The organism is Hymenobacter sp. M1-2, from assembly GCF_057808495.1.
This window is the reverse complement of record NZ_JBTYZO010000019.1, coordinates 48,831-64,368: the sequence shown is the minus strand read 5'-3', so window position 1 is coordinate 64,368 and position 15,538 is coordinate 48,831. Positions and strand designations below refer to the sequence as shown.

The 15,538-nt window shown below is 59.2% G+C and carries 10 protein-coding genes; 7 read left to right on the top strand and 3 right to left on the bottom strand.

Annotated elements, in window-relative coordinates; translation table 11 throughout:
* Window positions 1–53 precede the first annotated feature (53 nt).
* Entirely contained in the window at window positions 54–884 is an 831-nt protein-coding gene (locus ACYSMN_RS17965; RefSeq protein WP_488925300.1) for an SDR family oxidoreductase, read from the bottom strand.
* 119 nt (window positions 885–1,003) lie between these two features.
* On the bottom strand, window positions 1,004–1,582 hold the full coding sequence (locus tag ACYSMN_RS17960; RefSeq protein WP_488925299.1) for a TetR/AcrR family transcriptional regulator: 579 nt from the start codon (window positions 1,580–1,582) through the stop codon (window positions 1,004–1,006).
* A 181-nt stretch (window positions 1,583–1,763) separates the two neighbouring features.
* Between ACYSMN_RS17960 and ACYSMN_RS17955 the strand changes: the two genes are divergently transcribed.
* Window positions 1,764–2,477 carry a carbonic anhydrase gene (locus ACYSMN_RS17955; protein WP_488925298.1) on the top strand — a complete coding sequence of 238 codons (714 nt, stop codon included), beginning with the start codon at window positions 1,764–1,766 and terminating at the stop codon, window positions 2,475–2,477.
* 24 nt (window positions 2,478–2,501) lie between these two features.
* Here ACYSMN_RS17955 and ACYSMN_RS17950 read toward each other — a convergent pair whose 3' ends face one another.
* Entirely contained in the window at window positions 2,502–2,906 is a 405-nt protein-coding gene (locus ACYSMN_RS17950) for a DoxX family protein (RefSeq protein ID WP_488925297.1), read from the bottom strand.
* Window positions 2,907–3,007: 101 nt separating this feature from the next.
* On the opposite strand from ACYSMN_RS17950, the gene ACYSMN_RS17945 reads away from it, so the two are divergent.
* From ACYSMN_RS17945 to ACYSMN_RS17920, 6 genes are all read left to right on the top strand, one after another.
* Window positions 3,008–3,349: a winged helix-turn-helix transcriptional regulator gene (locus tag ACYSMN_RS17945; RefSeq protein WP_488925296.1), complete on the top strand. Its 342-nt coding sequence runs from the start codon at window positions 3,008–3,010 to the stop codon at window positions 3,347–3,349.
* A 166-nt stretch (window positions 3,350–3,515) separates the two neighbouring features.
* The gene (locus tag ACYSMN_RS17940) at window positions 3,516–4,847 is read left to right on the top strand and encodes an NAD(P)/FAD-dependent oxidoreductase (protein ID WP_488925295.1); all 1,332 of its coding nucleotides are present in this window, start codon (window positions 3,516–3,518) and stop codon (window positions 4,845–4,847) included.
* Between the two features lie 656 nt (window positions 4,848–5,503).
* The gene (locus tag ACYSMN_RS17935) at window positions 5,504–8,005 is read left to right on the top strand and encodes a peptidoglycan DD-metalloendopeptidase family protein (RefSeq protein WP_488925294.1); all 2,502 of its coding nucleotides are present in this window, start codon (window positions 5,504–5,506) and stop codon (window positions 8,003–8,005) included.
* Window positions 8,006–8,232: 227 nt separating this feature from the next.
* Entirely contained in the window at window positions 8,233–10,587 is a 2,355-nt protein-coding gene (locus tag ACYSMN_RS17930) for an N-acetylmuramoyl-L-alanine amidase (protein WP_488925293.1), read from the top strand.
* Between the two features lie 288 nt (window positions 10,588–10,875).
* The gene (locus ACYSMN_RS17925; protein WP_488925292.1) at window positions 10,876–12,294 is read left to right on the top strand and encodes a hypothetical protein; all 1,419 of its coding nucleotides are present in this window, start codon (window positions 10,876–10,878) and stop codon (window positions 12,292–12,294) included.
* Between the two features lie 180 nt (window positions 12,295–12,474).
* Window positions 12,475–15,006, top strand: a complete 2,532-nt coding sequence (locus tag ACYSMN_RS17920; protein WP_488925291.1) for a T9SS type A sorting domain-containing protein — start codon at window positions 12,475–12,477, stop codon at window positions 15,004–15,006.
* Window positions 15,007–15,538 lie beyond the last annotated feature (532 nt).

The window sequence follows — 15,538 nt, the reverse complement described above, 5'->3', positions numbered from 1 at the left end:
AATGAGAACGGTCTGAGCTTGAGACGTGGCTTTTTACTGCTTAGAAGAAGCTGTTACATCAGATTGTAAGTGCGCTTGATGAAGTCGTAGTATGCTTCCTGGCTCATCTGCGGCCGATTCGCCAGTAACTGCTGCTCGGCGGCGGAGGCTACCACGTAGCGGAGCTGCCGGCGGCCGTCAGTGGCGGCTTCGTAGATGACTGCTGCTACTTCTGCCGGGTCGCCCATTTCGCTGGCCGCTTGAACCGCTGCCGCCAGATAAGCCGCTTGATAATCTTCATAAGCCGTAATTCCCGGCTGGGGCGGATAGCTCATAGCCGTTGCGAACAGGTTGGTGTCGTAGCCGCCTGGTTCGATTATTTTCACGATGATTTGCAACGGCTCCAACTCGAACTGCAAGCTCTCAGAAAAGCCTTCCAAGGCAAATTTGGAAGCATGATAGGCGCTGAACAAGGGAAATGTGATGCGCCCTCCCATTGAGCTAACGTTGATAATCAGGCCCGTCCCTTGGCGGCGAAAATAAGGTAGAACTGCGCGCGTCACGTTCATTGGCCCAAACACGTTGGTCTCGAAGATCGAGCGGATGGTGGCCTCTTGCGAAGCCTCGAAAGCTCCCAACGCGGCCACCCCTGCGTTGTTGAGTATGGCATCTAACCCGCCGAATGTGTGCAGGGTGTCGCTGAATGCAGCCTCGATGCTAGCGAGGTCCGTTACATCCAGCGGCAGCACTACCACGTTTGGCAATTGATTCAGCTCGATTTCTTGAGCAGGACGACGCATAGTAGCGGCTACGTTCCAGCCTTGTTCGGCGAAGTGGCGGGCTGTGGCTCGGCCGATGCCTGTGGAAGCACCCGTAATCAGGATGGTTTTCTTAGCGTTTTTCATGCGGTTTGGTGGTTTAGAAGTGAAAAGAGTGAGAAGCAGATGAAGCTTTGGAGTAAGGTGTAAGTGGAATGACGGGCTAGTTTAAAATGAATAAATATTCATGCTATGAAGAAAAAAAATTATGCTTTGATACCGTTCCAACACAACTCGAAGGACGTGTCTAGCAACTGCTGCTGAGCGCTGCCGCGCGTGTTTTGCAGCCGAATCATACTCGCTAAATCTCGCAATGGCCCGAGCAAGTGAATAGCCAATAGCGTGTTATCGACATCTTGTAGCAATAGGCCCTTCTTGCCCCGGTCAAACAATCGGAACAGGGGTTCCATCGAATCCAGAGACATCTGAATTTCCTCGGCCTGCATGTAGGGCGAAGTATAAAACTGCTCCTGAAAAACATTCTCCTCGTAGTTTTCCAGGCGGGTTTCGAGGTAATTAAACCAGATTTTGCGCAACGCCAGACGTAACGGCTCCGTCTCGTTGAAGTCCTGAAACAGCCGCGCTGTGAGTTTCTTCTTGACGTGGCGGTAGAGGGCGTGCAGCAGTTCTTCCTTGTTTTTGAAGTAATTATAGAGCGTACCCGTGGCTAGGCCAGCCTCTTTGGCAATAGTAGCCATAGTGAGACCGGCAATACCAACCTGCCCCGCTAGCCGGCAGGTAGCCTGGAAAATCAACTCGACTTTATTTTCGTCCCGCAGTTTCACGAGGCAAACATAAATGAATTTTTATTCACAGTCAACAGGTGGTTTCATTCTCCTATAGATCCTACTAAAAGGCGGCGCGCCGCAATTAAAATCTAAGGCTCTTGTAAGGAAGAGTGGCAGAGTGCGTCCATCGACAGGCGTCTGAAGAACCAGTACTACACTCTCGCTTTCACTACACCTTATGCCATACCACTCAAGTGATTCTCGCCGTGCTTTTTTGTGGCGCGCTGGCGTAGGCTTATTGGCTAGTGCCCTGCCCGCTACACTGGCGCAGAGCCAAAACACTCGGCCAACAGAATCTGCGGTTCCGCCCACGGCCGATGATGCCCTGCGGCAATTGAGAGAAGGCAACTTACGCTTTCAAAAAGGGCAGCTGCAACATCCCAACGAGACCTTGCAACGCCGCCGCGACGTGGCGCAGAAACAGACACCAATTGCCGCTGTGCTAGCCTGCTCCGATTCGCGCGATGCCCCCGAACTGCTCTTCGACCGGGGGCTAGGCGACTTATTCGTGGCCCGCACCGCCGGTCACGTGCTCGACGACGCGGTAATTGGAACCTTGGAATACGCGGTGGTGGAGTTGAAAGTGCCTTTACTCGTGGTGATGGGCCATCAGCGTTGCGGCGCCGTAAAGGCAACCGTCGAAGCCATGAACACGGCTACGCTTGCGCCGGGCCAGTTGGAAGTGCTAGTCGATGCCATTCGGCCGGCTTTGCTTTTGGCGAAGGGCGAGGGTGATGCGCGGTTTGCCAGCATCGTGCGAGCCAACGTGAGCGTGACCATGCAGCGCCTGCTAAATTCCAAGCTCCTCACGCAAGCCGTGGCCGATAAAAAAGTGTGCATCGTAGGCGCTTATTACCAGCTCGATACGGGCACGGTGGAATTTATGGCTTAAGCTCAGCCATTGATGCTGCCCGGTTTATGCCGCCACAGAACGGGCCACGGTAGGAGCAGCCGTAATCGATGCAGCGCTTCGCTTGCGGAAAGAGACGTACGAGGTCAGCAGCACGGCCAGCCAAACCAGCGCCAACAGCGCGTGGTCGTATTGCCCCGCCGCCACGTGCGACCAGACCGCGCCTATCAGGTTGATAGTGAAGCCAGCATAAGCCCATTCTTTTAGCCGAGGCCAGCCGGGCACCAGCAGCGCCGCAATACCGAGCAGCTTTGCCACGCCCAGAATCGACATGAGGTAGAGGGGATAGCCCAGCTCCCGCGTAGCTTCTACGAAGTGCGGCACCCGCAGCAGGTAAGAAACGGCGGAGATGCCCATAATCAGGACGATGAGCACGGTGCTAATCCAGTAAACAAGCTTGAGAGTTTTCATGTTGGGGAGTTCATAAGTACTGCTACAAACCTAGCTGCCCGCCCCATCCGAAATACGCTGGTTTACCAGAGGATAGTAGTTTCATTCAGTTTTTCGCCGCCATGCAACCTGCCGTCCGCTCTTGTTCCAAGACGTTATTGCCCATTCAGGACGCGCTGGAAGTGCTTAGCGGCAAGTGGCGAATCCTCATTATTGCGGCGCTAGTAGATGGCACGAAGCGGTTCACCACCTTGCAACAGGATTTACCGGGTATCACGGCCAAAACGTTGTCCAAGGAGCTGAAAGCCTTGATGCAACACGAGCTGGTAGTCCGCCTTTCCTCGGAAGACTCGCTGGTGGCCGTGGAATACGCCCTCACGGAGTATAGCCGGCAGTTGGAACCTGTGGTAGCTGGTTTATATGACTGGGGAGTGCAGCACCGTCAGCGGATTATGGTGGCGTAATGCCCCGGCTCTCGTATAGCACATTTTCTTCTACTGGTTAGGCCGCCGAAAGCCTTCTCGTGCAGCCGTGTATTCTTCGGGAGGTTTATGCGAAGTCTGAAAGGCTACCTTTGCTCCTGTGTAGTGTATAATTTCCTGCTGCTCTGTTACCTAAAGTGTTCCGCGTATGGAAAGCCTGACTAAGATTGAGGACCTGGGCCAGCCACGGGTGGTGATTGTGGGTGGGGGCTTCGGCGGGCTGGAGCTGGCCCGCGCCCTCCGCCACGCGCCGGTGCAGGTGGTGCTCATCGACAAGCAGAATTACCACGCCTTCCAGCCCTTGCTCTACCAAGTGGCCACGGCCGGCCTCGCCGCCGATTCAGTGGTGTCGCCGTTTCGCAAAATCCTCGACGGCCAGGACAATTTCTACTTCCGGCTGGCCGAGGTACAGGCTGTAGACACCACCCAGCAGCAGCTCGAAACCAGCATCGGCCGGCTGCGCTACGATTATCTGGTGCTGGCCACCGGCGCTACCAGCAACTTTTTCGGCGATGCGCAGATGCAGCAGCACGCCGTTACGCTCAAGAGTGTGGCCGATGCCATTGAGCTGCGCAACACCGTGCTTTCCAACTTCGAGCGTGCCTTACAGCTCGGCGACATCGAGCAAATCAATAGCCTGCTCGACTTCGTGATTGTGGGAGGCGGCCCAACCGGCGTCGAAATTGCCGGGGCCCTGAGTGAGTTGCGCGCCCACGTATTCCCGCGCGATTACCGGGAGCTTGATTTCAAGCAAATGGACATTCACCTGGTTCAAAGCGGCCCAATGCTGCTGAAGGGAATGTCGGCGGAAGCCTCGCAAAAATCGTTGGAGTACCTGGAGCAGTTTGGGGTGCAAGTCTGGCTGGATCGGCGAGTGAAATCGTACGACGGCTACACCGTGACGCTCAACACCGGCGAGCAGCTCGTGACGCGCACCCTCATCTGGGCCGCCGGCGTTACGGGCAGCCCCATCAGCGGCCTGCGCCCCGACTGCCTGCTGCCCGGCAACCGTTACCAAGTGAATGAGTACAACCAAATAGCCGGCTACGACAACGTGTTTGCCATCGGCGACATTGCCGCTATGCGCAGCCCCGAGTACCCCGACGGCCACCCCATGGTAGCGCAGCCCGCGCTGCAACAAGGCCGTTTACTCGGTCAGAATTTGGCTCGCCAGCTGGCCAGCCGTGCTCTGCGCCCTTTCCGCTACGCCGATAAGGGCAGCATGGCCACCATCGGCCGCAACCACGCGGTGGCCGACGTCAAACTATTCGGCCAGCAGTTGCGCCTGCAAGGGCTGCTGGCGTGGCTGGCGTGGAGCGTGGTGCACGTTATTTCGCTGGTGAGTTTCCGCAACCGCCTCATCGTGCTGCTGAACTGGAGCTGGAGTTACTTCAGCTACGATAAAGGCTTGCGTTACATCATCGGCGGCAGCCGAGCCCCGCTGCCCACACCCAAACCGGCGGACAAAGCCATTATGTGACGCGCCGCTCAGGAGCAGCTACCGAAAAACATCTTATTAGAAGCTAGGCTTTGCAACGCAAGGCCTGGCTTTTTACTTTTTGAGGGCTGCCTGCCAAGCGCCGTTCACCAGTGATTATTAGGTATTTAGTCAATGATCAGCTCCTCATTTTGGAAACCTTTTGCCGATGTGAGAGTAGCGGTTTGAGAAGTATGAAAAATCAAATCCGATATGACTTTTATCTATTGACCGCCGAGAAGGAGATGCCCATCTTTACCCCACAATAAGCTATTGCGCATATCACCGGCTCGCCGGCTATTTCTACCGCTCCATTTTCCGCTCATCCGCCGGTCGCACCTCCCAGGCGGTAGTACGCGTCGCTCCAGTACTTTCTGACCTATTCCGCAGCTCCCGTATCAGGCGGGTGCCCAGGGCTATTTTGCCTCGCAAGTGACCTGGTATCTGCTGCTTTTCTAGTGGCAGTCAGCTCTCTTTTCCCCGCTGTTGTTTCCCTAGGTGCCTCCTCGCGTGTCATGAGATTACTTTCTCAGGGCCTAGCAGCAGCCGTTGGTTTATCGCCCAGACAGGTTTTCGTAGAGGAAGCTTCTGCTGGCGTAGCCTATCCATTCTTCCGCCTTTCCTTCCGCTCAATCATACCCAACCAAAACCATCCACCAATGAAACAAACTTTTCTCACCGTAGCCATCAGTGCTGCCGTTGCGCTGCCATGGGCGGCCCAGGGCCAAGACGCGCAAGCTGTGTTCTACAAGCAAGACCAACTCTACACTGCCGCCACACGCGGGCCGGTCTTGCTAGGCGAAAAGCTGGCTGCCAAACCCGGCCGGCTGGCTCCGGCCGACCGAATAGCGCTGTATCCCGAGCAAGTAGACGCCCGCGTGAGCGTGCCGACCAGCATGGTTTTCTTCCAGGGCCTGAAGTCGCCGCACCAAGCCGAGTGGATGTATATGGAGCGCGCCGAAATCGGCAACGACTCCAATATGTGGCTGTTCAACGCCAGCACCGGCGCTAAGCAGCTCCTCTTTACGCAGCAGAACAGCCCCGTAGCCGGCCATGCGGTCAAGCCCATTGCCTGGTCGTCGGACCGGCAGGTGGTGTATTTGGAAGCGCTGAAATTCGACACCGATTTCGAGCATGAAGGCGTGTGGGCTTACGACCTGGGCACGCAGCGCGCCACCAAGCTTACGCTGGCCCCGAAGTATTTCTCCACGCCCGTACTCTCGCCCGACCGTACCCGCTTCCTGTACACGGTAAGCACGGCCGCCGAGCGGGACCTGCTCCACGGCTTCGCGGACGAAGTGGCCGTGTATGACTTGAGAAAGGGCAAAGAAAGCGTGCTGATGCAGCAAGCGGGCGTGCCGTATACCGTAGCTGGCTGGGCTAGTACCGCGCTTTCTGCCGCCGATACTGCTCCCGCTGCCGAACCCGCCACGCCCACCACGGCCGCCCGCGTATCGGCCATCGACTACCGCCTGCCCTGGGATGCCAACCGCGAATACTATGTGTCGCGGCACGGCACGCCGGCTCCTTCCGGCCCGCACACGCCTTCGGGCAGCCGCACTACCATTTACGACGGTATCAACCAGCACGGCTACGCGGCCATCGACTTCGACACGCCCGACAACGCCGACCAAAACGTGCGGGCCGCCGCGCCCGGCACCGTAACGGTGGCCAGCGACTGTGGCTGCGGCTACGGCAATCTGGTAGTAGTATCGCACGCCGACGGCACACGTTCCTACTACGGCCACAACAAGAGCTTCAAAGTAGCGGTGGGCCAGACCGTGCAAACCGGCACCATTCTGTCCATTGAAGGCACCACGGGCCAGTCGTCCGGCGACCATATCCACTTCGAATGGCGCGCGGCCGGCGGCAATGCGTCGACGATGGGCACCTTCTCCGATGTAGGCCAGCCGCGCCAGGGCTATAAATATCTGTCTACCACGCCCAGCGGCGGCGGCACCCCACCGCCTAGCACCGACGCCACGGCGCCCACCACCAGCATTGCCGCCGCCAATGGCAGCAGCACGCAGTCGGCGGACTTTGCCGTGAATTTCACGGACGCCGACAATGTGGGCGTGGCGGAGCGGTTCTACCAGGCGTTGGAATACAACGCCACGCCCGGCGAGTGGCGCGGCAACCGCGGCAATGGCTTCTACAACGACAATTTCGGCGTTGGCGCCCTGCATTCGGATTACACCACCGGCACCGGCGACTGGCAGGGCGCGTGGTCGGTGACGACCGACGGACGCCTCAAACAGAGCGACCTGACGCCCAGCAACACGGCCCTCACCACCTTCCTGTCGCAGACGGCGGGCAATGCCTACCTCTACAACTTCGCGGCCCGTATTGTGGGCGATGACCTGACGCGCACCGGCCGCTTCGGCCTGCACATCATGGCCAGCGACGCGACGACGCGGGAACGAGGCAACTCCTACCTGATCTGGTTTTCCAACGACGACCAGAAAGTACGCATTATCGAAACCATCGACAACGTACTGACGGAGCGCGCCAGCGGTGACGCGGTGGTATCGGCGGGAGATTTTGCCGACTATAAAATCAGCTACAGCACCAACAGCGGCCTCATTCGGGTGTACCAAAACGGGCGGCTGGTAGTAAGCTGGACCGACAGCACACCCTTGACCGGCGGCACGTACATGTCGTTGCGCACCAACCAGGCGCAAGTGGAAATCGATGATTTAAAGGTGTACAAGTCGCGCGGCGCTACGCAAACCGTAACGGTGGGCACGGCTAACAGCAAAGACCTGCGCCGGGCTTCGCCGAACAGCACCACGCCCGCCGGTAAAATCAAGAGCCTGGTGCGCGACGCGGCCAATAACTGGTCGACGCCCGGCAACCTGGACTTGATTATCAACCTGCCCGCCGCCCGCCTGGTGGCTACCGACGCTGCTTCGAGCGCCGTGTATCCCAACCCAATCAGCCAGAAAAGCGAATTGGCGTACGAACTGCCCAAGGCTAGCCAGGTCACGGTGACGGTACTCGACGGCCAGGGCCAAAAATTGCTAACACTGCTTAACTCCGCGCAGAAAGCTGGCGCACAGGTGGTGTCACTGGCCCCACTCGATAAGCTCCGCCCCGGCACCTACTTCGTGCGGGTGCAAACGGAGAAAACCTCCACCCTCAACCGGGTGGTGAAGAACTAGGCTACATGAATTGTGGCGTGGACTGTAGTCCGCCGCCCCGGCGTATGAGCAAGAGCACTGCCGGGGCAGCGGACTACAGTCCACGCCACAACATAGCCTGCTGTAGTGCTGAAAACCAGCATAAGCCCCAACCATTTACTATCTCCTTTCCGCGCGGCCGCTGGGCGCGTCGATGGTCCCGCATTGCCTTTCCACTTTCCTTTCCTTCATCCACCAACCAAACCGTAATGAGAAAAATCAGATTACTCCTTGTGTTGCTGCTGAGCTCTGCTTTCGGGCAGGGTTACGCGCAGAACGCCGCCCAGCAACGGGCCGCATTGCCGGGCGAAGGCCAGGCGCGCGTGAGCTTGACTCTGGGCTCAGAAAAAACGTATGCCAAGCAGGAAAACCTGCAACTGGGCACCGCTGGGGCCCGGCTGCAAACCGGCCAGATCAAAGGCCAGTTCACGTCGCAGCCCATTGCTATTTCGCTCACCGACCCGCGGCCTTTCATTTCGGTAGCCTCCATCTGGCACGGCCAGAACATCCATCCTGGCAACCTGACGTTCGAAGTGCGGCACTCCGCCGACGGGCAAAAATGGAGCGAGTGGCAGAAGTCGAAGTTTGATGGCCACGCCGACGACGATGCCTCGCGCCGCGTGGGTAAGGCCGTGGAACTTGATAAGTCGGCGCGGTTCGTGCAGTTTCGGGCGGTGCTGGGCGCTACCAACCCCGCGCCAGTAGTGAGCCGTCTGGAAGTGCTGTTCTACAGCCCCGGCGTGACGCCGGCCACCATGCCAAGCGGCGCTATCGAGCAGCATGACCATGACCACGCGCTGGATGCCAGCCGCGCCGCCGCCACGTGCCCCAAGCCCGCCGTGACCTCCCGCGCCGGCTGGGGTGCCCGCGCCCCCGTTGGCTCGCGCACCTACACCACCGTAACGCACTTAATCGTGCACCACGAAGCCGGTTCCAACTCGTCGACCGACTGGGCGGCGCGGGTGCGGGCCGTGGAAAGATTGCACATCGACGTCAATGGCTGGGCTGATGTGGGCTACAACTACTTGGTTGACCCCAACGGGGTAATCTACGAAGGCCGCTCCGGCGGCGACAACGTGGTAGGTGCCCACTTCTGCGCTGGCAATACCAACACTATGGCCGTGTGCATGTTGGGCGATTATACGAGCATCGCGCCCACTGCTGCCGCCCGGGAAAGCCTGCGGAAAATTCTGGCCTGGAAAGCCTCGAAAGAGGGCATCAACCCACTGGGCAGCTCCACGCACTACGCCGCCGGCTATATCCCGAACGTGTGCGGCCACCGCGACAACAAAGGCTGCACCGACTGCCCCGGCAACACGCTCTACGCCCAGCTCGGCTCCTTGCGTACCGACATCCAGAGCTACATCAACGGCAACTGCGGCGACACTCCGCCGCCCAGCACCGACACGACGGTACCCACTACCAGCATCAGCGCCCCAGCATCGACTGTGAGTGATGATTTCACGGCCACCTTTACCGACGCCGATAACGTGGGCGTAGTGGAACGCTACTACCAGGTGCTGGAAAGCGCCAACGGCACCGAGTGGCGCGCCAACCGCGGCAACGGCTACTTCAACGACAATTTCGGCACCACCGCTCTGAGCACGGAATGGACCGCCCAGACCGGCTCCTGGACCCAGACCACCGATGGCCGCCTAAAGCAGTCCAACACCACGCTCACCAACACCAACCTGTCGACGGTGCTTACGCAGGGTTCGGGCCAGTCGTATCTGTACCAGTTTGCCGCTAAGCTGAACAGCACCACCGGCTCCCGTCGTTTCGGTCTGCACTTGTTCTCCGACAACGTAGCCGCCACGGAGCGCAATAACTCCTACCTGGTGTGGTTCACGGCCGACGACCAGAAGGTGCGCATCATCGAAACCACCAACAACGTGCTGGCCGAGCGGGCCGTCGGCGACGCCACCATCACGGCAGGTTCCTGGGCCGATTATAAAGCCAGCTACAACTCTTCGACTGGCGTGCTGAACGTGTACGTCAACAACAGCCTGAAACTAACCTGGACCGATGCCACGCCGCTGACTGCGGGCTCGGGCTTCTCGCTCCGCACCAACGAGGCCGAAGTGGAGTGGGACGATGTGAAAGTGTACAAGAGCCGCAGCACAACCAAGCTGGTGACGGTAGGTGTGGAATCGTCGCAGGACGCGCGCAAGCCTAGCGTGAACAGCACCACACCGGCGTGCAAAGTGAAGAGCATCGTGCGGGATGCGGCTCACAACTGGTCGGCCGTTGGCAACCTGGACCTCGTCGTGACGCTACCGGCTGCTCGCGCCGCGCTGGCCGATGGCTTCGGTACGCGCGTGTACCCCAACCCCGTGCTCGACCAAACCACCCGCATCGATTACTTCCTGGAGCAAGGCCAGCGCGTAAAAGTGACAGTCTGCGACCTGCGCGGCAAGCCGTTGTTGCTCCTGCAAGATAAGGTGCAGGAAGCCGGCCGCCAAGAACTTACGCTGGGCAGCCACAAACTGGAATCCGGCGTGTATTTGCTCCGTATTGAGGGCGCCGAGGGCATGTCCGAAGTGACGCGCATTCTGAAGCAATAAGCTCGTGCCCTGGTCCGGCGGGCACCACCTGCCGGACCAGTTGACGCGGCTTACCTGCCGCGTAAAGTTTGCCTTCGGTTTTTGGAAGCAGCTAAGAGCTGCTGAAATCTGCCTCCGAATAGCAAGCTGTTTTGAGGGCCGATTGACGCCCTCGTCTCCAATTCATTCTTGAAAAATAGTGCCCCAAACGGCCGCCCTTCCCGCGCAAGGTGGGGTGGCCGCTTTGGCGGGCGTCGCTATGTCTTTCTGCTGTTCATCCTGAGCGTTTTTTCCCCCATTCAGTTTACTATGCATACCCTTGTTTTCCGGCCACGCTATGTGCTAGCCACTTTATTATTAGCTGCCGCTTGCGCGAGCCCCCAAGAAGAAACGGCTGTCCCGCAGGGCACTAGCAGCACCAAAGACGCGCTGGCTGGCCTGAGCTGGACCAGCGGCACGTTGTCGGCGGGCGCGCTGGTGCCTTCCACGCAGCTGCGCGAATTGCCCGGCGTGAACGATGCCACCGGCGGAGGCGGGCTGGTGGGCGCGCCGTTTTGGAAAAGCAACAACCCCGAAGCCGTAACGGGCGAAGGCTGGCTGATGACCAACGGCGGCAATGCGCCCCAACGCGGCGGCACGGCCACGCCGTTGTCGGGCCCGGTGTCGCTGTATTTGTCGCACCTCAATTTCATGGGGTCTGCCAACAGCCAAAACCAGCCCACCCAGAACCGCGACCTGTACATTCACATCATTGCCAGCAACCCTAGTTCCGGCCCCATTACCATCACGGGCAAGGGCAAGCTGGCCGTCAGCAATCTGTGGCGCTTCCGCCAAACCGACCCGTCGTTGAAAAGCGCCTGGTACTTGTGCTCGGAAGCCTGGACCAACAACGTACTCGACAACGTGAGCCAAACAGTGGAGTCGTTTAAAGCCGTGGAAATTGCGAGAGTGCGCCTGCCCGCCAAGCCAAGCGGCCAGGATAACTACACCACCGAAGGCCGCTACGAGCTGAACGTGGCCGGCGGCGGCGCCTACTTTTCGGCCGTGGCCACCTTCGACGGCAGCCTGACCCGCGCCGTGGCGTTTGCCACCGGCACCACCGCGCAGCAGGCAACCGGCAACCTCGGCAGTCCGCTCATCACCGTCGATGAGTCGGGGGAGGCGTACGGGCGGGAGGCTGGCGTTGCTACCAACTCGGCCTACTTCACCGGCGACGTGAACGTGACGCTGCCCGCCACCCCGGCCTATATGGGCCTGTGCTACAACACCAACGCGCGCAAGCTGGTGGCGCCGGGCTCCTCCGTCTACTACCAGGAGCAAAGTGCGCGCTACACCATGCGCCTGCAATCCTCGACGCGCACCTGGGCCGGCTACGGGCACAAGTACAACGCTAAACTAGTGTTGACCAACCCCACCGCCACGCAGAAAAACGTGCGTATCTCATTGGGTGCCAACCCCATCAATGCCCAGATATCGGCGGATGGCAACGGCAACAACGTGATATTTGACGCGCCGGTGCAAACCCTGGTCAACAACACGTCGGCGCAAACGCACCAGGTTATTCTCTTCAACAACCAATACGGCGCCAACGCCCGTGGGCCGCAGCGCGCTACGCTTCGCACGGTGCCGGTGCCGGGCAATGGCACGGTTACCGTCAATGTCATCTGCTTCGTGCCGGGCCTGGGCTTCGGGGCCGGGTTGCAGCTGGACTTAGAATCAGGTATTTAAGAAGGTAGTAGGATTAGGGTAGTAGGATTAGGGATTAGGGTAATAGATAGTTGGACAAGAAGGTATTGCTTAACAAGTCCCAACGGTCCGGCTACTTACTGCCTTAATCCTTCATCCTACTACCCTAATCCTTTATCCCTCAAGCAGTGTAATTCCTTCCGCTCTTTTTTCCACAACTCCATGAAACCAACCCGACACCTCTCTCAAACCCTCTTACTAGGCGGCGCCTTGGTGCTGACCAGCCTGAGCGCCCAGGCGCAGAAAGGCAATATCGAACTTCGCATAACCGACCAGCAAACCGGCTTCGCCATCCGCAACGCCAAGGTCCAAGTGCTAGGCGCAGCGGGAAAAAAAGCCGACCTGGCCGCCTTGGCCACTGGCCGGCTGGCGCTCAACGGGGTAGAAGGCGCGTACACCTTCCAGATTTCGGCGCCGGGCTACGCGCCCCTGGAAACCCACTTCAAGGCGGGCTCAGTGGCCCAGATCAACGCCGAGATTCAACTCGACCGATTGGCGCCGGTGGCCGCCCAGCTTGGGGCTCGGCAGGCGCCGCTGGCCGCCAACCAAACCGCGGTGGAAGGCTACGTGAGCGACCGGGAAAGCGGCTTGCCGCTGGCCGGCGTCACGGTTCGGGTGGGGGCGGCCTCGGCGGTTTCCGACCGGACCGGCTACTACAAGTTGGTGCTCAGCAGCGCCGGGCCGCAGGCCGAGGAGTTTGTGAAGCAGGTGGCGGACATCACGTTTGCCAAGGCGGGCTACGTGAGCCACGAGCTGAAGCGCTACCGCCTGATCGGGGATGCGTACACGTTCAAAACGTCCCTAGCGCCCGCCGCCGAAACCCAAGCCCGGTTGGGTGGCGCGACGGCCGTGGAGACGGAGGCGAGCTACCACGGTTTCTTCGACAAAACCGGCCAGGAGCCAGGCTTGCTGTCAGCTCAGCAAGACCACCAGGATATCGTGCCCTTGCCGGAAACCAGCTCCCGCACCGCCGCCGTGACGCTGCCTTCCAGCATCCGGGTGGGTACGAGCTGCTCCTGCAACAGCTGCTCCAACGTGACGGTCGTGTCCCTGGATTCGTACGTGCGGACCGGCCTCGACAACGAGTGGATTTCCAGCTGGGGCGCTAGTTCCCTGCGGGCCGGGGCCATTGCCTACCGCAGCTACGGCGCCTACCACGTGAGCAACCCCGTAGCCAGCAGCTACGACATCAGCAACACCACTTGCCGCCAGGTGTGGGACGGCACCGAAGTAGCCTCCACCCGCGACGCCGCCAACCTCACGGCCGGCCAGGTACTCGTGAAAAACGGCGCTATTGCCTTCACCGAATATTCCTCCGAAAACAACAACGCCGGCTGCGGCAATGGGTACGCGGGCAACAATACGGCGGCTTCGCCTTGCATTTCCGATGCGCTGTGCTCGGGCCGGGCCAAGTTCGGCCACGGCCGGGGCATGTGCCAGTACGGGTCGAGCTTCTGGGCCAATGATGGCAAAACGTACCAGTGGATCATCGACCATTATTACACGCCCACCGGCATCAGCCTCCAAACGCCCGCCAGTGCCGATACGCAGGCCCCGACCACTTCTATTTCGGGACCCGCCAGCGCCACCACCAACTTCACGGCCACCTTCACCGATGCCGATAACGTGGGCGTGACCAACCGGTTCTACCAGCCGCTGGAGTGGCGCACCGATGAGTGGCGCGGCAACCGGGGCAACGGTTTCTACAACGACAATTTCGGCAACAACGCCCTGCACCCCGACTACGTGCCTGGCCTGGCCGATTGGCAAGGTACCTGGGCCGAAACCAGCACCGGTACGCTCCGCCAGAGCAACGTGACGCCTACCAACACGGCGCTGTCAACATTCCTGTCGCAAACGGCGGGCAATACCTACCTCTACAACTTCGCGGGGCGGGTGAACAACACGACCGGGGCGCGGCGCTTCGGCATCCATATCATGGCCAGCGACGTGACGGTGCGCGAGCGGGGCAACTCCTACCTGATCTGGGTGGCCCTGGACCAGCAGAAAGTGTCCATTATCGAAACCATCGACAACGTGCTCACCTCGCGTGCTTCCGCCGACATTACCTTGGCCAGCGGCACCTGGAACGACTATAAAGTGCTCTACAACACCGGCACCGGCGACATCAGCGTGTTCATCAACAACAAGCTCGCAACGAGCTGGCAAGATGCTACGCCCCTGACTTCCGGCGCCAACATTTCCTTGCGCACCAGCGAAGCCGACGTAGAATACGATGACTTGAAGGTGTTTAAGGGCCGCAGCACCAGCAGCACCATCACGGTGGGTAGCGCCAACTCTAACGACATCCGCACCACGGCTTCGCCGGGCGCCAAAATCAAATCGTTGGTGAAGGACGCCGCTAATAACTGGTCGGCATTGGGCAACTTAGATGTCAACATTGCCATTCCCACTGCCCGCACCAGCGAACCGGCCAGCCTACTCGCTGCGCTGTATCCTAACCCTGTGGGCAGCGAAAACCTAACCATCCAGTACGCTCTCGAAACGGCTGCCCCCGTAACAGTTGAAATCTACGATGGGTACGGCGTGCGACTCAAGCAACTCGCTCGCAACGAAACTGCTGGCGTCCACAAGCTGGTGGTGCCGTCGGCGTTGCTGAAGCGGCGGGGTTTCTACTTCGTGCGGCTCTCTGCCGGCAACCAGCACCAGACCATTCGGGTGGTAAAAGAATAGAAACCGCACTTGACCATACGTACTAACTACTAACGCAAAAGCCCCAACCGGTTGGTTGGGGCTTTCTTGTTGGTTGTGGAACGGCCCTGGAATAGGACCGGGAAGGGGAAGCGGAGCAGGGTATTATGGTGGAATGCGTGGGTCTCACCGGGGAGTGAGGTGTTGGGGAGTTGTCAGGTTTGAGTTTAAGACCAAACAGATAATGGAACTGGTTGACGTAGTTGGTCTAGTTGTAGGCAGTCTTCAAAGGGTAGATCAGGTTAGTAGCAAGCTCTCACGAGACGCAGCCATGTGGTGGCTTGGCCGGACTGTGACCGGCAGCCTGACAAGACCCTACAAAAGCAGGGTGGCCAGGGGCAGAGTGCGGAAAAACGTTTTCATAGAACTCAGAAAGACCAGAAAGATGAACGAAGCTAGGCGCTTATCTTGCAAGGCTCAAGTCCAATTTACTTCGATTTGTGACATCAGATTTGATATATATTATCTAGATACTCTCACATCTGTGCAAATGAACCCTTGGTATTGTGAAACC